The 21,057-nt window shown below is 35.5% G+C and carries 23 protein-coding genes and 1 other annotated feature; of the genes, 13 read left to right on the forward strand and 10 right to left on the reverse strand.

Features of this window, described 5'->3' with window-relative positions:
* Positions 1 to 26: 26 nt before the first annotated feature.
* The 3 genes from JNUCC74_RS02965 to JNUCC74_RS02975 all read left to right on the forward strand — a co-directional run bounded on the left by JNUCC74_RS02965 (position 27) and on the right by JNUCC74_RS02975 (position 4,001).
* Complete coding sequence (locus JNUCC74_RS02965; RefSeq protein WP_454066838.1) at positions 27 to 281, forward strand: hypothetical protein; 255 nt, start codon at positions 27 to 29, stop codon at positions 279 to 281.
* 3 nt (positions 282 to 284) lie between these two features.
* A complete protein-coding gene (locus JNUCC74_RS02970; RefSeq protein WP_454066839.1) occupies positions 285 to 1,637 on the forward strand; it encodes a tripartite tricarboxylate transporter permease in 1,353 nt (450 codons plus the stop codon).
* 1,065 nt (positions 1,638 to 2,702) lie between these two features.
* Positions 2,703 to 4,001 carry a helix-turn-helix domain-containing protein gene (locus tag JNUCC74_RS02975; protein WP_454066840.1) on the forward strand — a complete coding sequence of 433 codons (1,299 nt, stop codon included), beginning with the start codon at positions 2,703 to 2,705 and terminating at the stop codon, positions 3,999 to 4,001.
* A gap of 712 nt (positions 4,002 to 4,713) precedes the next feature.
* Here JNUCC74_RS02975 and JNUCC74_RS02980 read toward each other — a convergent pair.
* Positions 4,714 to 4,965, reverse strand: coding sequence for an ATP-binding cassette domain-containing protein (locus JNUCC74_RS02980; protein ID WP_454066841.1), 252 nt, complete (start codon positions 4,963 to 4,965; stop codon positions 4,714 to 4,716).
* A gap of 108 nt (positions 4,966 to 5,073) precedes the next feature.
* Positions 5,074 to 5,850: an exodeoxyribonuclease III gene (locus tag JNUCC74_RS02985; RefSeq protein WP_454066842.1), complete on the reverse strand. Its 777-nt coding sequence runs from the start codon at positions 5,848 to 5,850 to the stop codon at positions 5,074 to 5,076.
* Between the two features lie 326 nt (positions 5,851 to 6,176).
* Between JNUCC74_RS02985 and JNUCC74_RS02990 the strand changes: the two genes are divergently transcribed.
* From JNUCC74_RS02990 to JNUCC74_RS03005, 4 genes are read left to right on the forward strand one after another with little or no spacing between them, the layout of a single operon-like run.
* Positions 6,177 to 6,563 carry a GntR family transcriptional regulator gene (locus JNUCC74_RS02990; RefSeq protein WP_454066843.1) on the forward strand — a complete coding sequence of 129 codons (387 nt, stop codon included), beginning with the start codon at positions 6,177 to 6,179 and terminating at the stop codon, positions 6,561 to 6,563.
* Positions 6,560 to 7,249: an ABC transporter ATP-binding protein gene (locus tag JNUCC74_RS02995; protein WP_077319371.1), complete on the forward strand. Its 690-nt coding sequence runs from the start codon at positions 6,560 to 6,562 to the stop codon at positions 7,247 to 7,249. Before JNUCC74_RS02990 ends, JNUCC74_RS02995 begins: the two co-directional genes overlap by 4 nt.
* Entirely contained in the window at positions 7,246 to 8,079 is an 834-nt protein-coding gene (locus JNUCC74_RS03000) for a hypothetical protein (protein ID WP_454066844.1), read from the forward strand. The genes JNUCC74_RS02995 and JNUCC74_RS03000 overlap by 4 nt, the downstream gene beginning before the upstream one ends.
* An 11-nt stretch (positions 8,080 to 8,090) precedes the next feature.
* Entirely contained in the window at positions 8,091 to 9,341 is a 1,251-nt protein-coding gene (locus JNUCC74_RS03005) for a hypothetical protein (RefSeq protein ID WP_454066845.1), read from the forward strand.
* Between the two features lie 22 nt (positions 9,342 to 9,363).
* Here JNUCC74_RS03005 and JNUCC74_RS03010 read toward each other — a convergent pair whose 3' ends face one another.
* Entirely contained in the window at positions 9,364 to 9,711 is a 348-nt protein-coding gene (locus JNUCC74_RS03010; protein ID WP_454066846.1) for a thioredoxin family protein, read from the reverse strand.
* Positions 9,712 to 10,314: 603 nt separating this feature from the next.
* Here JNUCC74_RS03010 and JNUCC74_RS03015 point away from each other — a divergent pair.
* The 6 genes from JNUCC74_RS03015 (at position 10,315) to JNUCC74_RS03040 (ending at position 13,449) form a co-directional block, all read left to right on the forward strand.
* On the forward strand, positions 10,315 to 10,644 hold the full coding sequence (locus JNUCC74_RS03015) for a hypothetical protein (RefSeq protein ID WP_454066847.1): 330 nt from the start codon (positions 10,315 to 10,317) through the stop codon (positions 10,642 to 10,644).
* A 96-nt stretch (positions 10,645 to 10,740) separates the two neighbouring features.
* Positions 10,741 to 10,965, forward strand: coding sequence for a hypothetical protein (locus JNUCC74_RS03020; RefSeq protein WP_454066848.1), 225 nt, complete (start codon positions 10,741 to 10,743; stop codon positions 10,963 to 10,965).
* A 488-nt stretch (positions 10,966 to 11,453) separates the two neighbouring features.
* The gene (locus JNUCC74_RS03025) at positions 11,454 to 11,789 is read left to right on the forward strand and encodes a hypothetical protein (protein ID WP_454066849.1); all 336 of its coding nucleotides are present in this window, start codon (positions 11,454 to 11,456) and stop codon (positions 11,787 to 11,789) included.
* 137 nt (positions 11,790 to 11,926) lie between these two features.
* The gene (locus tag JNUCC74_RS03030) at positions 11,927 to 12,169 is read left to right on the forward strand and encodes a hypothetical protein (protein ID WP_454066850.1); all 243 of its coding nucleotides are present in this window, start codon (positions 11,927 to 11,929) and stop codon (positions 12,167 to 12,169) included.
* Between the two features lie 533 nt (positions 12,170 to 12,702).
* The gene (locus tag JNUCC74_RS03035) at positions 12,703 to 13,038 is read left to right on the forward strand and encodes a hypothetical protein (protein ID WP_454066851.1); all 336 of its coding nucleotides are present in this window, start codon (positions 12,703 to 12,705) and stop codon (positions 13,036 to 13,038) included.
* Positions 13,039 to 13,137: 99 nt separating this feature from the next.
* Positions 13,138 to 13,449: a hypothetical protein gene (locus JNUCC74_RS03040; RefSeq protein ID WP_077319380.1), complete on the forward strand. Its 312-nt coding sequence runs from the start codon at positions 13,138 to 13,140 to the stop codon at positions 13,447 to 13,449.
* 717 nt (positions 13,450 to 14,166) lie between these two features.
* On the opposite strand, the gene trpA is transcribed toward JNUCC74_RS03040, so the two are convergent.
* The 7 genes from trpA to trpE form a co-directional block, all read right to left on the reverse strand.
* A complete protein-coding gene (trpA, locus tag JNUCC74_RS03045) occupies positions 14,167 to 14,940 on the reverse strand; it encodes a tryptophan synthase subunit alpha (RefSeq protein WP_454066852.1) in 774 nt (257 codons plus the stop codon).
* Entirely contained in the window at positions 14,918 to 16,138 is a 1,221-nt protein-coding gene (gene trpB, locus JNUCC74_RS03050; RefSeq protein WP_454066853.1) for a tryptophan synthase subunit beta, read from the reverse strand. The genes trpA and trpB overlap by 23 nt, the downstream gene beginning before the upstream one ends.
* Positions 16,116 to 16,757, reverse strand: coding sequence for a phosphoribosylanthranilate isomerase (locus tag JNUCC74_RS03055; protein ID WP_454066854.1), 642 nt, complete (start codon positions 16,755 to 16,757; stop codon positions 16,116 to 16,118). The genes trpB and JNUCC74_RS03055 overlap by 23 nt, the downstream gene beginning before the upstream one ends.
* Complete coding sequence (trpC, locus tag JNUCC74_RS03060; RefSeq protein ID WP_454066855.1) at positions 16,747 to 17,541, reverse strand: indole-3-glycerol phosphate synthase TrpC; 795 nt, start codon at positions 17,539 to 17,541, stop codon at positions 16,747 to 16,749. The genes JNUCC74_RS03055 and trpC overlap by 11 nt, the downstream gene beginning before the upstream one ends.
* A complete protein-coding gene (trpD, locus tag JNUCC74_RS03065; protein WP_454066856.1) occupies positions 17,542 to 18,567 on the reverse strand; it encodes an anthranilate phosphoribosyltransferase in 1,026 nt (341 codons plus the stop codon).
* 71 nt (positions 18,568 to 18,638) lie between these two features.
* Positions 18,639 to 19,247, reverse strand: a complete 609-nt coding sequence (locus JNUCC74_RS03070) for an anthranilate synthase component II (RefSeq protein WP_454066857.1) — start codon at positions 19,245 to 19,247, stop codon at positions 18,639 to 18,641.
* On the reverse strand, positions 19,231 to 20,637 hold the full coding sequence (gene trpE / locus JNUCC74_RS03075; protein WP_454066858.1) for an anthranilate synthase component I: 1,407 nt from the start codon (positions 20,635 to 20,637) through the stop codon (positions 19,231 to 19,233). The genes JNUCC74_RS03070 and trpE overlap by 17 nt, the downstream gene beginning before the upstream one ends.
* A gap of 138 nt (positions 20,638 to 20,775) precedes the next feature.
* Positions 20,776 to 21,054, reverse strand: a binding site (T-box leader).
* Between the last annotated feature and the right edge of the window lie 3 nt (positions 21,055 to 21,057).

Raw genomic sequence — 21,057 nt, forward strand, 5'->3', positions numbered from 1 at the left:
CAAACGTAAAGGAGGAAAACAAGATTATGCATAATATAAATGATGAAAAACAGCAGGGAGAGTATATTGAGGTCTGGGAGGATCTTGTACATATTAAAGACTTAGTTTTATCTATCGTTATTTGTACGGTTATAACGATGGGGGCATATTTTATCGCTCCAAATGAACCGCCAAAACCACTAGTTTTTGGTTTAATTGGTGCTGTTATTGGATTTATTATCAGCAGCATCATTATTAAGCCGAAACGAAGATTTCGTTATGTTGATGATAAGGGGGAATAGCCAATGGATGTTGGTTTGATTTTCGAAATGATTATAGCTTCTGTTGCTGCTGCTGTTCTTTATACAATTATAGGCATTGCGCCGGGGACGGATGAAACAGCTGTGTTAGCACCAGTAACCCTTGTATTAGTATTATCAGGGTTTAAACCGATTGTTATACTAGCATTTTTTATTTCGGCGATTGTTGCTAAAAAGCTTACGGACTCTATTCCTGTTGCGATAGCAGGGATTCCAGGGGGAGTCATGTCTGCGCCAATGGTCGAGCATGCTATGGTTCTAAAAAAGCACGGTATGCCAGAGGTGAGCATTCGGAAAATGGCATCTGGTTCTGTAGTTGGTACGATAATTGCTGTCCCAATGAGTTTATTATTGGCACATATCATCGCCCCTTTATCAGATGAAATAACAAAATATGCAAGTCAAATCTTTTTAGGTGGAGCGATTTTTCTAGCATTGATGACGAAAAATCGTTGGGTTGCTCTCTTGTCTATCTTACCGTTTGCTTTTTTAATTCAAGGATTACGGATATTTTACTGGGAGACAGGAATTGTTCCTGAGGATAAAACGGTATTCACTTCTTTCTTTTTAGGAATTACGATCGGACCGGTTATCTTAAAGTTAGTCGAGTTGCTTAATAGTAAAGTAAGACGTCAATTGCCTCGATACGGCGAAAAAGAAATTATGATGAGAAAAGCTCCAAAAATGAAAGGATTTCCAAATCCATTTAAGATTTTAGATCGTAAAGAAATTGGTACGACATCGCTATCTTCCTTTTTAGGTGTGCTCACTTTCTTCATGAGCCCGGTAGGAATGACGATTTTCCTTGGTGAGACATTAACGAGCCGCATAAAGGATCCAATTAAAAAAGCTGCTCGTGCAGTGTCTAGTATGGATGGATTAACTAACGCAGCTTATATTTCGGGTACGCTCATTCCGTTAATTGCTATTGGTCTGCCATTATCGCCAACTGCAATTGGACCAGCTGGTGCATTATTTAACGCCCCGCCTGTTTTTACTGAGAATAATAATTTACACCATATATTGTCGATACCAGACTTTATTATTGCAACGGTCATCGGTTCAATAGTGGCAATTAGTATTACCTTTTACATAACCATAAAATATGCACAGCAAATTTGTGCATTTGTTTTTCGTTTTATTCCACACGAAGCTATGCTTGGCGTATTCTTTGGTCTTGTGATGATGTTAGCTTATATGGACGCTGGAATTGTTAATATTGCCGGCGTCATTTTGGTAGCTGTTGTAGCAGGATTTCTGCATCGTAAGGGAGTCAATTACGGTGTGCAATTTATGACCTTGTATGCTGCACCATGGCTTGTATCGTTATTTTTATAACTATCTACTACCTTTTTAGAAAATAGAAACGCATATAAATTGTTTTCTACCAGTAAACAGTGGGAATAATAAAAAATAATTAAGCGGCTTTAGCTCTATATTTCATAGGGTGAGGCCGTTTAGTTGTTTTAATTTTAAAAATGAATATATTTATTTTTAAAACCAGAGGTATATGGCACAGAGGCTAACTGGGTGTTCCTAGGTAGTTACAATCTAACTAAAAAAGTTTAGGCATTTATTAACAATTTTATCTTATATTTATTTTAGACTTTCCTGTATTTTTTTGCGAATCTATACTAGATAAGATATTTATCTGGGTTCTTCAATCGATCTGAGATCGACTGCCTACTTGTTTCTGTTAGCATTTTTTTTTGTAATTTTTCAGCTTCTTGCTATTTAGTGTTGAGCCATTAACGAAAGGTAGGATCATAGTCGATTTAGCCGATTTGGCACGAAGCATCTGCGGGAGAGATACGCAAACAGGACCAAAAAGGATATAGTCTTCCATTTTAATGCTATCCTGGCAGCGACTCCGTTAAACTATCTTCTGTCCGATACCTAATAGCGGAGAGGGACTTTTCTTTTTTTACAGTTGATTATAATAACATTTTTTTGAAATATTATATTTTAAGGAAATGTACAAATAAATATGACATACACTTTGTTTTTCATAAAAGTAGTTCCATATTTTAGGGGCTTTTAGTATAATAAAAATAAAATGTAGGTAAATTATACTAATTTAGTAAGAATCTAAAAACAACATAGATAAATAAATTCAGTACAGTAGAGAGATTAAATGTTGAAATTGAATTCAGAATCATTATTGGGTAGCTATGGCTATTAGTATTTGGTTAATTGTTTTATAGACTTTTGAGTTCTGTTTCTTGGAGATTGATTTAATCATCTCCTTATGGAATTTTTTTATCGGTTTTTTTATAGCATAACGCAATAAGAAAAAAAGTAAAAAGGTGAAAAAGCTTGATATAGGGGGGGAAACTGTGGTTGGTGATGGAATACAAAGCCTGTTCGAATGCGTCGATGCTTACAATTAAGGAAGGGTTATAAATGATACAACACATTGGGAATACAATAAAATATTATAGGCTAAAATTAAACATGACTCAATCTGAATTAGCCAAAGGTATTATTTCTGTATCCTACCTATCGAAAATAGAAAATGGTTATGTGGAACCTTCACGTGAAATCGTTGAACTTTTATGCAAAAAGTTAAATATAATTTGGTCCGACAAAGAGGACAAACAGATATTTGAATGGTGTAATAAGTGGTTTAAGGCATTGTTTCATAAAAATATTCAAGAGACTTGTACACATTTTAAACAAATTGAAGATAATATGAGTCTAATAGCAAATAATGGATTACTAAATCTTATCGAAATACATAAACTTAGATACCTCTTATTAAAAGACAAGAATAAAGCAAAGGAACAATATAATAAATTAAAGGAAATTTTGAATCTCTTTAATGAGAGAGAAATGTATTATTGGTTAAAATTTTCAGGTTATTACTATTTAACTAACTTTTTTTATCACAAATCTCTAAATAACTTCCTAGCAGCTGAAAATTATCTTGAGCATAGCTTTTATATGGAGTTTGAAGAAAGATATCATTTACACTATATGATTGGTTTGTCGGCAAGTTTTGCAAAAAAAAGTCATCTAGCCTTTGAATATACCCGTAAAGCATTAGATCATTACCAAAAAGATTATAAACTAAAAGAATCAGCAAAATGCCATATTCTGTTAGGCTATACATTTTTGCAAATGAATGGGTTTAAACAAGCCCTTAAAAATTATCAAACCGCTAAGAAAATTGCTAACCATATAAATAATAAAAAATTACTTATGAAATCGGTTCAGCGTATTGGAGATTTATATTCTAAATTAAATAAACCACAAGAAGCTTTAGAATATTATCTTAAAAGCTATGAATTACAAGCTAGTAGTAATACAAAAACACTAGTTCCAATTTTGAGTCTAATAAAAGAGCATTATAAAAAACATGATATAGCAAAAGCAAAGAAATGGTTAGAAAAAGGAATAGAATTGTTAGCAGAAGCTCAGGTTGAAACCATTTATCTATATGAATTAAAAGTATACGAGCAATTAATTAAAGGGATTAAACTTTCATTTGATAAGTTAATACTTCATGAGATTATTCCATTTTTAGATGAAAGGAAACTTTACGATAAAAAAATAATTATGTTACAACTTTTGGCTGACTATTATTTTGATAATAGGAAGTACAAATTAGCTGCAAGTTATTATAATTATGCACTGCAAATAAAAAATAAATTAGAAATGGATAGAGATAATATTTATGAAATAGTTTCTCATATGGAATGATGCGTCTGAAAAAAGAATGAATTCTAATGCTAATATCAAGATACACAATAATTTTGAAATAAATTGAGATTAATTAGAAGTAATACCATTTTGTCTCAACTGGTTTTTGGAAACATTTTACTATCCGTATAGAGAGTTATAAAAATATTTAAAAGGATTACAGTTTCCTTCAGCAGGTTAGCAATAATGGTAAATATCCATTTGATCTGACAGCAATGGAAGATGAAAAAACTGTTTTTCCGCAGTAGGCTATGGATGAGCTAAAAAAAGAAGCAGGCGGAGAAACGTTTTAATATCATACAGATGTTGAAAATAAAATCCATACAGATAGAAAGATAGTTAACAAGAAATTAAAAATGCATCAAATAAGTTCAATCCGAAGTTGGTTTACGAGCTGTATTTTTGCCCGAAGGAATAAGCAGAGCTGTCCCAAATAGATAATAACTTGGGACAGTCTCTTTTTAAATTGCAATATTTAAACGTGGTAAGAAATCCATCCTAAGAAGAATCATTTTGTGGAATCTTACTTATTTTTACAAGAATATCTGGACAATTCACTCCTTTTGGTATAAAAGAGCAAACTTTTAAGCTTATACAGAGTCCAAGAGAGAATTCTGATCGGCGTTGTTTCAAATTTTTAGGTGGTTTTGGGATTCATTCCAAACAAGATAAACTAAACTGTATAGTTTATTTAGTAGTTCTCCACAAATTATTAACAGACAACATTCGTTTGAATTTCAATCCGATAATTAGCCATAATTTCATCATGAGTAGCAACAATAATAGTCTTACCTGCTTCATTGAATTGTTGTAAATGTTGTAACACAAGATCTCTATTGTCCGAATCTAATGCCCCGGTAGGCTCATCCGCTAAGATGATGGAGCATGGTTTTAACATTAATCTGGCTAAAGCTACTCTTTGTTGTTGTCCACCACTTCGTTGATACACTTTAAAGTTTTTCAACTAGACCAACTTTGGATAATACTTCTTTTTTTAATTCTCGTTTGTTCTTTTCTGGAGTATTAAAATTTAAAGCGATTTCCAAGTTTTTATCTACACTTTCTCGATCAATTAAAGCATAGTTTTAGAATAAAAACTATTAAGTTGCAGCCAAATTGGACAATGGTCACTGCCTAATACGTGTGAGTCAATCCCAACATCCAATAAGTGTTCTAATAACCGGTTGGAAACAAGAAAATAGTCAATCCGCCAACCGATATTTCGTTCGCGTACCGTTTTCATATATGACCACCATGTGTACATTCCTTCCGTATCAGGGTAGAAATAACGTAGCGTATCTATAAATCCATTGTCTAACAATCTAGTCATTTTCTCTCGTTCTTCTATTGTAAATCCGGAATTACCATAATTGGATTTATAGTTACGAATATCTATTTCCTGATGGGCAACATTTAAATCCCCACAGTAAATGATTGGCTTCTGCTCATCCAGCACCATTAAGTACGCATATAATTCATCTTCCCACTGTAATCGATAATCAAGTCGCGAAAGATCCCGCTTTGCATTGGGAGTATAAACATTAACAAGATAAAAGTCCTCATACTCTAATGTAATAATTCGCCCTTCTTCTTCCATATCTGATTCTCCAATACCATAGGAGACAGCTAATGGCTTATGCTTCGTGAAAACAGCTGTACCAGCATACCCTTTTTTCACTGCATAATTCCAATATTGGTAATAGCCTTCTAGCTCTAAGTCGAGTTGTCCTAGCTGTAATTTTATTTCCTGAATACAAAAAATATCAGCGTTTACCTCGTGGAAATAATCAAGAAATCCCTTACGAATACAAGCGCGAAGGCCATTTACATTCCAAGATACGAGTTTCATCGATTTTATGTTCCCTTCTTATTTACATGCCTACTATTTTACCATATTTCAATAAAGGGTTCTGTTTCAAGCTACATAAGTTTTACTAAAGTGTTGACTTCTAAGTGTATGAACTATATAATACACTCATGGGTGTATTAAGTGATTAATACATCTATTTTTTACACTATAGGAAAATATAAAGTTTTTAGGTTTATAGTATAAGAAAAACTACAGCTTTCGCTAAAGACTTGGCGATAAGCCAAGTTTTTCTAACAATTAGTGTACTAAGAGGTTAATACACAGTGTATAGATAAAATGGAACAAAATAGGGGCTGATACTAGCAATGGAGATAAAATTTAACAATCGAGATCCTGTTTATGTTCAAGTCGTCCGTCATTTTAAACAGCAAATTGCTACAAATATGCTCGAGCCAGGACAGGAAATGCCGTCACGTCGGGAAATGGCAAGAGAGCTTAAGATTAATCCAAATACTGTACAACGTGCTTATAAAGAAATGGAGGAACAGGGCTTGATTTATACAGAAGGAAATTTACCAAGTAAAGTAACGAAAAATGAGAAAATGCTGCAATCTGTACGAGAAGAGCTTATTTTGGAGGCAGTGGATAAGTTTATTACAGCCATTCATTCGATACAAGTTCCGTTTGATGAAGTTGTGAGCATCCTTCGCAGTAAATACAATCAGGTGACAGATAAGGAGGGGACACAATGATTGAGGTTAAAAATATTAACAAACACTTTGGACGTAAACAGGTGTTAAAAGATGTCAGTTTTACAGCGAATAAGGGAGAAATCACTTGTCTAATTGGCATAAATGGGGCGGGAAAAACAACCATTCTAAATATGATTATGGCTTTAACACCGATGAATAAAGGGCAGATTTTAATTGATGGAGAAACGTTAAAGAAGGAAACATTTAATAAAATCACCTTTATTCCAGATGCGATAACCGTACTACCGCAAATGACGATAGAGGAATCCATGCAGTTTATGAAAGATTATTATGCTACTTGGAATGAGGAACGGGCAAGGGAGTTAATAACGTTTTTTAAGCTAAATCCGGAAGAAAAAATTGCTAGCCTTTCAAAAGGAAATACCGCTAAAGCAAACTTACTGCTTGGATTAGCCCTAGATGTAGATTATGTACTTATGGATGAACCCTTTTCCGGTATTGATATGTTTAGCAGAGAGCAGATCGCCGATGTGTTTGCGAGTCATTTAGTCGAAAATCGTGGGGTTATTATTACGACTCATGAAATACATGATATTGAGCATTTAATTGATAAAGCAGTGTTACTGGATAATGGAACTGTTATCAAAGAGTTTCAGACTGAAGAGATTCGTGAGACAGAAGGTAAATCAGTTGTCGACGTGATGAGAGAGGTGTATCAATCATGAAAAGCTATTTGAGATTAACCGAGTTTGAACTGGGCAGATTTTTTAAACTGTATCTTACGTTAATGGGGATCACCATAATCAGCCAAATTATCGGTATTGTCGTTGTTGCTAACAACTATATGGGCGAGGCAAATAGATCGATATACGAAGAGTCTATGTCTAAACAGGAATTCCTTGACGGATTTGGGTATATCAGTTTATTGAATTTTGCTCAAACGATTTGGTTTTTAGCTCCAATTGCAATTTGTATTACTGCTTTATTATTTTATATGTTTATGATTTGGTACCGGGATTGGTTTGGTAAAAATACGTTTATTTATCGATTATTAATGTTGCCAACTGCTAGAATTAACCTATTTTTTGCTAAAGCAACCGCGATTTTACTAATGGTATTTGGTCTAGTAGCATTGCAAATTATTTTGTTATATATAGAAGGAATTATTTTGGACTGGATCGTTCCGAATGAATTTATTAAAGAAATGACCATTCAGCAGATTAGTCAATCATTTCCAGAATTGGGAATATTGTATCCCCCTACGTTTACAGAATTTATCCTTTATTATGGTACTGGTTTAATGGCTGTATTTATTTTATTTACTGCCATCTTATTAGAACGTAGTTTTCGCTGGAAAGGATTGTTATTGGGTATAGGTTATGTAGGTTTGACCACTGCTTTCTTTTTGTTACCAGTAATTTTGACAGTAATGTTCGATAAGACCTACTTGTATCCAACGGAGTGGCTGATTATACAAAGTATCTTCGGGTTCATTCTTATCGTTATTTCGATTGGCATAAGTCGATATTTATTAAAGAAACGGATTACGGTTTAAGGAGGAGTACAATGCAACGATATTGGAAAATGATTTTTATTACCAGCCTGTTTATTGTTATTATTGGCACGTTTTACATACAAAGTGCGCTGGCGATTAACAAGCTTCCAGAATTTAATTGGGAAAAACAAGCTGGTGATGATAACGTATTAGAAGGAATAATCCTATCTGGAGGAATTACGGATGAGGATCATAGTGTAGACGAACCATTTACCATTAAGAATAATAGTACTGTATATACTAGTGAATTATCCATTGTAGACCGTTTGAATAATTACACATATGACCCTGAAATTAAAAAATTACAAAAAAAATATCGCAGTTTTATGCGCGGAAAATATGAGAGTATTTCTAATTATTATGAAGACGAAAAGGTACTTGTTTATGCTGATATTAACTCAAAATGGGATAGTAATCGATTTAAAGAATCCGATTTCCAATTAAATGTAGAGGTGCTTTATAAGGATAAAGATGAAAAAGCAGCATTTACAATTGATATACCAAATCAAGATAATTATCAGTATATGACGATAGAAGCTGTAAATGTAACTGATGGTAAGCTTCATATTATTACAAGTAACGATTTAATGGTACATGGATCGGATGAAGCAACAACAGAAGTGCGATTGTATCTTCTTAACCTTGCTGGAGGAAAACTGATCAATGAAGAGAGTATTTTTAGCCATTCTCAAGATGGAGATTATACAGAGGTAGGTATACTTAACGATAATCGTGATCTGCAAAAAAATAATTATATTGTAATCGAAGGTACTGATTGGGAAAACATGGAGCGTTCGGAAGATGAAGACGAAGATATATATGAGGAAGTTGTTAAAGACAGAAAGATAATTGTTTTAAATCTAAAAACAAAAGAGCAAATGCCGTTAGAAGTACCAGAAGAACTGCTTAATCAGGAACTTATTCCAGCAACAAATGAAGGGAAAATTTACTTCTTTAAACAAAATAAGAAAGGACTGGAAATAATACCATATGATTTTGTTAAGCAGAAATTAGAAAAGCCGTTTGAAATCGAACTTTTTGAACAGAGAAAACTGGATCCATCTGAGGAATTTAAGCAAATCAAAGATGGAAAATTATATTATGCAATGAATTTTCCTCCTATGGAGGGAGAAAAAAGGAATCCGATTATGTATATCATTGATTTAAACAGTCAAGAGCTGATTTATCATGGAACGTTAAAGTCGGATGCTATGTTGCCAGAAGACTGTTATTTCTATATGTATGATTTTTTTATACAATAATTAATCATGTGGCTGGAGTTTGCTAGCTAGCTCCAACCACATTGTCATATATTTTTCTTAGCTTTTCTGAAAATAAATCCATATGAACTATCCTCGCCTCACGCAAATATTCTTTTCCATCTATGAAAAGGAGCAGCACAGGAACGGTAAACACAGAAAAATGTCCAGCAATCGCTTCTACCTGCTCTGCTTTAATATGCGCCGTAGCAATTTTTGGGTAGTTTGCCATCAGAACTTCTACCTGTGGTAATAAACCATGGCAAACACTGCAACCTTCTCGGGAAATATATAGAAAAGCAAGCTGATTTGCTTCGATAAATGTATCAATGTCCTCCAAATTCGTCAATACTGCAAATTTATTTTTTTCCACTGATAATTCCCTCCTACGAGTAGCATATCACAGGAAAGAGTAGACTTCCTGTTTTACGTCTAGCTAATAAACAAAATCGGTTATAGGAGGGTGATTACATGGATAAATTATAGTATGTCGCTAACCGAGCGCTACTAGCTTTTGTTCCTTCCCGATTAAGTTCAGATCGGCAAAAAGAAAAGCGTTTGATCAGCCGGGGTGAAAGAATACTCGTACAAAGTAAGTTTCACTTTAGTAAAAATGTATGAATACCGTGAGTAAGATGCTGATGCTAATTATTTTTGCAAGCATACGATAATATAAATCAAACAAGCTTGTTATGATTTACCCATGAATTGTTCTCCTCAAAAAAAGGGCCGATACGTCGTCGGCTCTTTTTTATGTATTAAAAATGTAGGCAAAGAAAATGAGATATGAAGTCGTTAGTGCAACAAGGGTGCCTGGATCAGAGGCTTTGTCGCTAGCTAAGTTTTTTATCTATGATAGTGATGAAGACTACTTATTTAGTTACTTTATATCAATTTTGTTGCAAAAAGACAGATACCCTACCACAACTAATTATTATTCATATATTACAAGTGTAAACAGAAAGGAGTGTTAAACATGAGTTACTATTCAAGGCATTGTGATTTTGATAAGAAACATGATTTTAGACGTATAGAGGTGATGCTAGAAGATATTCTAGTTCAACTTCAACAGCAAAAACAGCGTCAATATCAAAACCAAGCACAATCTCAAGCACAAAGTGATCGAACTATATTTAAAAACAACGGAAATCCAGACATCACTATTAAAAACGAAGCAAATGCTATAGCCGTTGCAGCTATTGTTATTTTAGTAAGCTTGTTCAGTGATCATTCAGGTAAGAAGGTAAATAAAAAGTCCGTAGAAGAATTTGCTGAAATGTTTAAAGAACTTAACATTTCTGAGTAATAATTGGTCGGGGGCTACGTGCCCCTTATCCTATTATATACGGCAGATGCTGTGTTTGTTAAAAAAAATTTATGTAAACAAAGAGGGTGTTTGTTAGTGGGATGCCATCACGATGATGTTCGTAGTTTAGAGGTGAAGCTCAGAGATATTTTAGTTCAACTTCAGCAGGAAAAGCAGTGGCAATATCAAAATGAAGCACAATCTCAGACACAAAGTGATCGAACTATATTTAAAAACAACGGAAATCCAGATATCACTATTAAAAACGAAGCAAATGCTATAGCTATTGCTGCTATTATTTTAGCTATATTTATTGGATAAATAGCCAAGAATTTGTAGTTATATGAGTAAATATAAAATTTCACCGAGGAAGATTCTTAAGAAGCTATCTATTTATTAGGGATAGCTTCTTTTTTTAAAGTTATAAAGCGTAAAAATTTTAGTTGAAGCGAGGAAATGGACACGCCGTCATAAAATTTTTAGATTTTAATAACATGCTTATGAAATACAGAATAATTGACATATTTGAATTTGATCATTAGCTTGTTTTTGCTCTGCTTCTATATCTAGATTCATTCGCCGAAACTACATTATCTCGAACTCCTCAGTCTATTTCTCCTCCTTGATCGAGCAACTTTGGTATAAGCATAACCGCAGATCCCTGCGCCAGAGAATCTGGTTACCCAAATGAAAAGTTGACTTTCTTCTAGTTTCTTTTATCAATTTAGTTGTAAAAAGACAGATACCCTACCACAACTAATAATCATTCATATATTACAAGTGTAAACAGAAAGAAAGGAGTGTTAAAGATGACTAGCTATTCAAGGCATCGTGATTTTGATAAGAAACATGATTTTAGACGTATAGAGGTGATGCTAGAAGATATTTTAGTTCAACTTCAACAGCAAAAACAGTGGCAATATGAAAACCAAGCACAATCTCAAGCACAAAGTGATCGAACTAAATTTGAAAACAACGGGAATCCAAACATTACCATTAAAAATGAAGCAAATGCTATAGCTATTGCAGTCATTGTTATTATAGTACGTTTGTTTAGTGGTCATTCCGGCAAATTAAAGGTAAATAAAAAATCTGTAGAAGAAATTGTTGACTTGTGTAAAGAAATCAGCAGTTCTTTTGAGTAAGGTTGTTTATCAGGGGCTCTAAATGCCCCTGGCACTATTAATGGTTTACCGTATTATATACGGCAGATGCTGAATTGGTGCTTGTTTTAAAAAAAAGTTATGAACACAAGAAAAAAGAGTGAAGGAGTGAAGTTATTATGGGATGCCATCATGATGATTTACGAAATTTAGAGGTGATGCTAGAAGATATTTTAGTTCAACTTCAGCAACAAAAACAACGTCAATATCAAAACCAAGCACAATCTCAAGCACAAAGTGATCGAACTAAATTTGAAAACAACGGAAATCCAGACATCACTATTAAAAACGAAGCAAATGCTATAGCCGTTGCAGCTATTGTTATTTTAGTAAGCTTGTTCAGTGATCATACAGCAAATTAAAAGTCCGTAGAAGAATTTGCTGAAATGTTTAAAGAAATTAGAAATAATGTTGAGTAAAGAGTTGCTTAATTGGGGGCTAAATGCCCCTATAGAATTAACAATTTATCATATTAATACGAAGATGCAGAATTTGTGCGAAAGTGACCGAATAAAAATCTGAAAACAAGTAAGTTAGGAATTTTTATAGATAATGAAACAAATGCCTTATCTATTATTTCTATTATTTTTACTTTGTCGGTTATAATAATTCAAAAAAATGCGTTCATTTTTTTAAGGGGATATCTTTTCAGGTTGATAGCCTCTTTTTTTGCACGTAAAAAAGTGACGTCATGCTTTTGTTCATAAGAATGTTACAAGAAATATTTGCTACAGGAAAATATCCTATTTCACGAAAGCTTGTTTTTTATTTGTTAAGAACGATATCTATTATCAATTTAGTTTTTTTTATCAATTTAGTTGTAAAAAGACAGATACCCTACCATAACTAATAATTATTCATATATTACAAGTATAAACAGAAAGGAGTGTTAAATATGAGTTATTGTTCAGGGCATTGCGATTGTGACAAGAAATGTGATTTACGTAATTTAGAGGTGATGCTAGAAGATATTCTAGTTCAACTTCAGCAACAGAAACAGAACCAATATCAAAATCAAGCACAGGCACAAACTCAAAGCGATCGAACCAAATTTGAAAACAATGGAAACCCAAATATCACCATTAAAAATGAAGCAAATGCTTTATCCATTGCAGCTATTATTATTATAGTACGTTTGTTTGGTGGTCATGGTGGTAAATTAAAGGTAAATAAAAAGTCCGTAGAAGAATTTGTTGACTTGTGTAAAGAAATTAGCAGTTCTTTTGAGTAAAGTTGTTGATCAGGGGCTCTAGAGGCCCCTGTCATTAATAATGATTTACCATACTGTATGCGACAGGTGCTGAATCAATAATGAAAGGGTGAACGTATGATGGGATGTTATCATGATGATTTACGTAGTATAGAAGTAAAGTTGAAAGATATTCTAGTTCAACTTCAGCAACAGAAACAGAACCAATATCAAAATCAAGCACAGGCACAAACTCAAAGCGATCGAACTAAATTTGAAAACAATGGAAATCCAAACATCACTATTAAAAATGAAGCAAATGCTTTATCCATTGCAGTCATTGTTATTATAATACGTTTGTTTAGTGGCCATTCCGGCAAATTAAAAGTAAATAAAAAGTCCGTAGAAGAATTTGTTGACTTGTGTAAAGAAATTAGCAGTTCTTTTGAGTAAAGTTGTTGATTAGGGGCTCTAGAGGCCCCTATCATTAATAATGATTTACCATACTATATGCGGCAGGTGCTGAATCTGTGCTTGTTTTTAAAAAATTTTATGAGTACAACAATAAAGAGTGAATGTATGGTGGGATGTACGTCAACATCGGTTCGAATCTAAAGGAAGGTCGATTAAAAGCGGGCTAGCCGCTCATGCGTTGTCATACCCCTATTTTAGAAGCATATTTCTTTTATCTAATCAGAAGATCTCCAGTGTACATCGCTAACCGAGCACTACTAGCTTTTATTCCAAATAGGAAAGTATTTGTGAAAAAATGGAATTTAATAAAAAGTGTTTCTTTAAGATGGTATGAAATGTGCAACTACTATATTATAAATGTCAATCACGACAAATAAGCATCAAAAAATTGCAACTTTAACCACGTGTATCTTAGGGTTTAGGAATTGCTAGGTTTCTTTATTGATTAGATGTGAGACTTATTGCGCCTCATACGAAGTTGGGATGCCCAAGAGATTGGTCAGTTTTGGTACAAGCATTTTGCATAGGGACAGATGTAGGACATTGTTAGCCTAAGCTTGGCATACTAACATTAACCAACTCTAACGCTAAATCGGTGCTTGCACTTAATCGACAAACTGATGCGACCTTATTGAAGCAAGTATTCTACAATTTTTTGCTTTGAGAGCTAAACTTCTTAGCAAGTGTTCAATCTTATTACAAACTTTTCAAAATAAATTGTTTTATCTCCGCGGTTTTTTCTTCGTAGAATAGATCCACCATTTTACTTCCAACAACAACGCCATCACAGCAGGAGGCTAACGCTTGTGCCTGTTCACTTGTGGAGACGCCAAAGCCAGCTAGTACAGGGATATCACTTTGCTCCTTTAGCTTTTGTAAATAGGTATTTACCTCGTTTTCATAAGATGTTCTTGTACCTGTTGTTCCTTTGACGGTAACTGCATACAGAAAGCCTTCCGATCTACTAATCAATGCATCGACTCTTTCTTTAGGGCTGGTTAAGGCAACTAGACGAATACATGCAATATCATATTTTGTTAGCATATCTGTCAGTAAATCTTCTTCTTCTAGAGGTAAATCGGGAACAATTACCCCATCAACACCAGCTTGAGAACAAGTTCTGGCAAATTGCTCCATGCCACAGGCGTAAATAGGGTTTAAGTAAGTCATTACTATAATTGGTACTTGCCGCTCATCCTTAAATGAACCAAGTGTGTCTAAAACAGCAGCCAATGTTGTATTTCGTTTAAGTGAGCGTTTTCCTGCATTTTGAATCGTTGGCCCGTCAGCCACTGGATCGGAAAATGGAATGCCAACTTCGATTGCGGCAACTCCACAATCCTGTAAAAAGAGAATACGTTCCTTTAGTTTATCCAGTCCACCATCACCAGCCATGATATAGGGGACAAATAAATTTTTATCCTTTGCTTGTAGTTGCTGTAAATAATCAGTGAGTTTTGCTTTTCCCATTTGCTTTCCCCTCCAGTATTTGCTTGATTTGTTCAACATCTTTATCACCGCGACCAGATAGACAGACAACGATGGATTGATGTTTATCCATTTCTTGCGCCAGCTTTTTCACATAGGCTATTGCATGCGCACTTTCAAGCGCTGGAATAATCCCTTCTGTTTGTGATAATTGCTGAAAAGCATGGATTGCTTCTATATCCGTTACAGCCGCATAATTTACGCGCTTGGTAGCATGTAAATGACTGTGCTCAGGTCCGACGCCGGGATAATCTAAACCAGCAGAAATAGAATATGCTTCTTGGATTTGTCCATGCTCATCTTGGAGCAGGTTTGTTAATGTCCCATGTAAAACACCAGGTTTCGGCTGATGAAATACAGATGCGTGCTGATTTGTATTTAATCCAGCACCACCCGCTTCAATGCCATAAAGTTTTACTTGCGCTTCCTCAATAAAAGGATAGAACATTCCCATGGCATTGCTGCCGCCCCCAACACAAGCAACTACAGCATCTGGTAAATATCCATATTGTTTCAGCATTTGTTGTTTCGTTTCATTACCAATGACAGCTTGAAAATCACGAACTATTTTTGGAAACGGATGTGGGCCTACAACAGAACCAAGGATGTAATGCGTATCCTCAACATGAGTAACCCAATATCTTAACGCTTCATTGACCGCATCCTTTAATGTTGCACTTCCGTTCGATACGCTGCGAACTTCAGTTCCTAATAACTCCATGCGGAAGACGTTGAGCTTTTGTCTGCGTATATCTTCTGCACCCATAAAGACAACGCATTTTAAACCGAGCAGAGCACAAACGGTAGCTGTAGCTACACCATGCTGGCCAGCACCAGTTTCTGCTACAATTTTTCTTTTTCCCATTCTAAGTGCAAGTAATGCCTGCCCGATGGTATTGTTAATCTTATGGGCCCCTGTATGGTTTAAATCTTCACGTTTTAAATAAATTTTCGGCCCTCCGAAAGCTTGTGTTAAGTTTTTGGCAAAGTAGAGCGGAGTTTCTCTGCCAACATAGTGATGTAAATAGCTGTTTATGTTTTTAATAAATTCAGGATCTTTGATCGCCTGCTCATATGCAGTTTCTAATTCTAATAGAGCAGGCATTAATGTTTCTGGTACAAATCTTCCTCCAAAGTTTCCAAATTTTCCGTTATAATCAGGCGTCGTATATGTTGTCATCGCTTTTATCCATTCCTTTCACTTGTGTAATAAACTGGATTATTTTTTTCGGATCTTTTTCACCGTTTGTTTCCACACCGCTTGATACATCCACTCCGAAAGGCTTTAACGTTTCAATCGCCAGTTTTACATTTGTCGGTGTCAGCCCTCCGGCAATGATTAACTTTTCTTGAGGAAGGAGATTCTTTTTTAACCGGCTCCAATCAAAGGGAAGCCCACTTCCACCAGCATATTGTTTTGCCGGACTATCAATTAATACATAATCGCAAGGATATGCCTCAAGGCTTATTTGCTCCAGCTTTTCTAGTTTATCAATGGAGTAAGCCTTAATGATCGGAACATTTAATTGAAAAGCTACACTAGGTGGCTCTTCCCCATGTAATTGGATGTAATCAAGTGGTACTTGTGCTTTGATCGCATTCATTGTTTCTATTTTTTCATTTACAAATACGCCAACTACTTTTACAGAACTTGGAATTGTTTTAGCAATCAACGTCGCTTGTTCAGGGGTTACTGTCCGTTTGCTAGGTGCAAAGACAAAGCCAATTAGATCTGCTCCAGCTAACACAGCAGCTTTTGCGGCTTCTACAGACTGAATTCCGCATATTTTAACTAACATGCAGTGGCCTCCTCTTTTGTTTGTTTACTTGTAATTGCTGGAATGTTTCGGAAATGTTTTTTGAACACATGAGCGTTTCTCCGACAAGTAAAGCCTCTGCCCCAGCGTTGCTCGCTGTTATTGCATCCTCCATAGAGCGAATTCCGCTCTCGCTAATGATTAAAATATCTTTATTTTTCACATGTTTTACGAGCTTTTCAGTTGTTTGCATCGTAACCGTAAACGTTTTTAAATTACGGTTATTGATCCCGATGATTTCCGGATTTAATTCAAGTGCTGCCTCAAGTTCATGCTGATTATGCACCTCACAAATAACTTCCAAATTATTTTCAATCGCATCATCATATAAATTCTGTAGCTGCTGCTTTGATAAAGCAGCTACAATTAATAGAATAATGGAAGCGCCAGCTGCTCTGGCTTGATCAATTTGAATTGGATGGATAATAAAGTCCTTACATAGCACAGGTAGATGTACCGCGTTTGCTACATCAGATAAATCTTGCATGGAACCTTTAAAGAAGGTCTTATCTGTGAGCACGGAAATAGCAGCAGCTCCGCAAGCTTCGTATTGTTTAGCTTGTTCTACAGGATTAACTTCTGTACAGATATCCCCTTTGGAAGGAGAAGCCCGTTTGATTTCTGCAATAATCTGCAGGTTTTTAGCTGCGGTTACACGTCTTTTAAAGGGAACTGGCTGATGAGTCGTAGTAAATGCCGGTTTTTCTTGTAAAAGAGATGCTACTTCCTGCTTCTTTTTAGCGATAATATTGGTTAATATTGTCATTTAAACAACCTCACTTGTATACTTTTTGCTCATTGAGATTAAACCGTTTAGCGTTGTTAATGCCTTTCCTGATAGAATACTTTCTCTTGCCATTTCAATTCCTGATTGAATCGTTGTAGCAGTACCGTGAGCATAAAGACCTATCCCCGCGTTTAACAGAACCGTATCCATATAGGCGCCAGGTTCTCCTTCGAGTACGGTTCGAGTAATCGAGGCATTTTCTTTGGCATTTCCCCCCTTAATGGCTTCCAGTGGATAAACAGGTAAGCCTACTTCTTCGGGGTGTATTGTAAATGGAGTTAATTTTTCATTCTCCAGTAAAATAAAATGATTTTCCCCTACAAGTGATGCTTCATCCATTCCGCCGGCTCCGGTAACAACAATTGCCCGTTGTCTTCCCATATTTTTTAAGGCTTGTGCGACGACTTCCAGTTTTTCTTTTTGATACACTCCAATAATTTGCGAGTCTAACTCCACAGGATTTGTTAAGGGACCGATAATATTAAAGATAGTTGGTAAGCCAAGATCTTTTCGCACCTTGACAAATGGTTTTAAGGCATGGTGTACATGTGGTGCAAATAGAAAAGCAATATTATTTTCAGCTAACGCTTCTTCGATTTGTTCTTTGGTAAAAAACAAAGAAATCCCTAAGCGTTCTAAAACATCGGCACTACCTGTTTTACTTGAAACACTGCGATTTCCAATTTTCGCAACTGCTACTCCGGAACCAGCGATAACAAAAGCGGATGTAGTACTAATATTAAAACTTCCTGACATATCGCCTCCAGTTCCACAGTTATCAAGAACGGATTTTTCTAGTTTGATTTGAAAGGATGATTGAGAACGGATCATTTCGGCAAATCCGCTGACTTCATCAGCAGTTTCCCCTTTTGCTTGTAAAGCAGTTAATAGTGCAGCAATTTGTGATTCCGTAACGGTTTTATTAAAGCAGGAAAGGGCAGCATTTTTCATTTCATCAGCAGTTAAATTTTTCCCTTGGATTAACTTCTTCAAATAAACTTTCATTGTTAATCTCCTCTCTTTTTGAAATGTAGCTTTTTATTTTAGGGGGCAATTCCCCGTCGTTTTGAGTGAAGCTAGCCTTCACTCCAGTTGGTAGGGACCATTTTCCTAGTAGTTACATCATCCACAAAATTACGGATAATTTTTTTTCCAACGGTTGTACCTACCGATTCTGGATGAAATTGCACACCATACACCGGATAGATTTGGTGTTGAATAGCCATTATTTCATGATCATCCATAGATGTTGCCATAATCTCCAACTGTGGCGGACAAGAAGCTGGTTCGATAGTGTAGGAGTGATAACGCATGACTTCAAGCGGTTGTGATAAATATTGAAAAATCCCAAGCCCTTTGTGAGTTACGAGCGATGTTTTACCATGCATGATTTGCTTTGCCTGTCGTAATTTTCCGCCCAGTGCTGCACCAATAATTTGATGACCTAAACAAATACCAAGGATGGGAAACGTTGTATAAAAGGTTTTAACGATATCAAGGCAAGCGCCGGATTGCTGTGGCAGCCCTGGTCCTGGAGAAATAATAATTGCTTCTGGACAGAGCTCGTTGATTTCGTTAACAGAAATGCGATTATTGCGGACTACATGTACATCGTAGCCAGTTTCAGCAACATATTGATAAATGTTAAAGGTAAAAGAATCGAAATTATCAATTAATAAAATCATTGGTTCGCACCTCCGTAAGTGACTTTGCTTTGAATAATGTTTCTTCATATTCCTTTTCCGGATCGGAATCAAAGACAACTCCAGCCCCTGTTTGTAAATATGCATGGTCTCCTTTAATGACGAGTGATCGAATCGCAAGGGTGATACTAATGTCATGATTATAATTAATAAAACCTATCCCTCCTCCATATACCCCCCGTTCAAAGTCTTCCAAATCATTAATAATTTGCATCGCTCTTATTTTTGGTGCCCCGGAAACCGTTCCTGCTGGAAGACATGAACGGAGTGCGTCAAATGAGGTTCTATCATTTCTTAACCTGCCTTGCACTTCAGATACAATGTGCATAACATGTTCGTATTTTTCGATTGCCATGTATGTGGGGATAGTGATACTGCCAATTTTGCAAACTCGCCCAAGATCATTTCTGCTTAAGTCAACTAACATTCGATGTTCAGCAATTTCCTTTGGATCATTTAACAGCTCCTTCATCCTCTCTTCATCTTCATCACTTGTTTTACCGCGTGGTCTAGTACCGGCAATGGGATTCGTTATAACCGACTTTCCGTTTGTCTGAATTAAGCTTTCTGGTGAAGTACCAAGTAAGCAATAATCGAAAAAATCGATATAGAACATATAAGGGGATGGATTTACTTTTCGCAATTGGCGATAAAACGAGAATGGATCGGTATTTAATTGTGCTTTCATCCGTTGTGAAAGAACGACTTGAAATATTTCTCCTTGTTCAATATATTTTTTTGCCAGCTTTACTTTTTCGATGAATCTATCTTTTTCTATTTCCGGTTGAAAGCGTAAATTCATTGTTGCTGATTCTTTCAAGGGACGTTGCTTTAATAATTGCTGTTTGAGATCGCTTAATTGCTTATCCAAATCGCTGTCTTGATTATCAGGCAAACGAATTGCTATAAGATAGACCGTCTCAGTAGCATGATCAAAAACAATGAGATTTTGGACTAACATAAAGTGAATGTCGGGCATAGCTAAATCATTCGGTAATCTGTCCCCAATGTATTCAATAGAACGAATAACGTCATAGCTCATATAGCCGACCGCACCACCGTAAAAAGGAACCGGTAGACTTAGTTTGATTTGTGGCAGCTCTTGCTCCAGATAAGACAGTGCATGCTGCTTAATGACGGTCGTTTTATCTGTTCGATAATTAAAAACTTTTGTCTGTTTTCCAATGCCGATTACCTCCTCATAAGGGTCACAGCCAATAAAGGAATACTTTCCTTTCGTTTCATGTTCAAACGTGCTTTCCAATATAAATTTCTTCTTTCCGGTTAAACGCATATAAATTTCAATTGGTGTTAACGTATCAGCGTTTAACTTTAATAGTCGATATGGAGCTTCTTTTAATGGGTGTTTCACTTTTTCCACTCCTTTTTTTGGGGTTGATGTAGAGTATTGAATAGGGTCTTATTGATTTTAACGTTGGTTGATAACGTAACGTGGGTGGAACTAGCCCTAGACAATAAAAAAACCTCTATAAACACATAATTCGTGTTAATAGAGGACGATAGATGACCGCGGTGCCACCTCTTTTAAAAAGCATATAGCTTTTCATCTTATTCAGATACGGGAATTTAGAAAAGTAACAAGAATTATATTACATGCTCATTCCGATATCCTATCCGTATAACGGCGGAACTCCGTGCTTCCCTACTATATAGTTCAGGAAGCCTCTTGTAAGCCCATTCAGCTTGATTCCACGTACTAGCATCCCACCATCACTAGTTCTCTAAAAACGCTTCATTCAAGCTTACTCCTCTTACGCATCGATTTTTTTTG

This window comes from Cerasibacillus sp. JNUCC 74 (genome assembly GCF_053667775.1).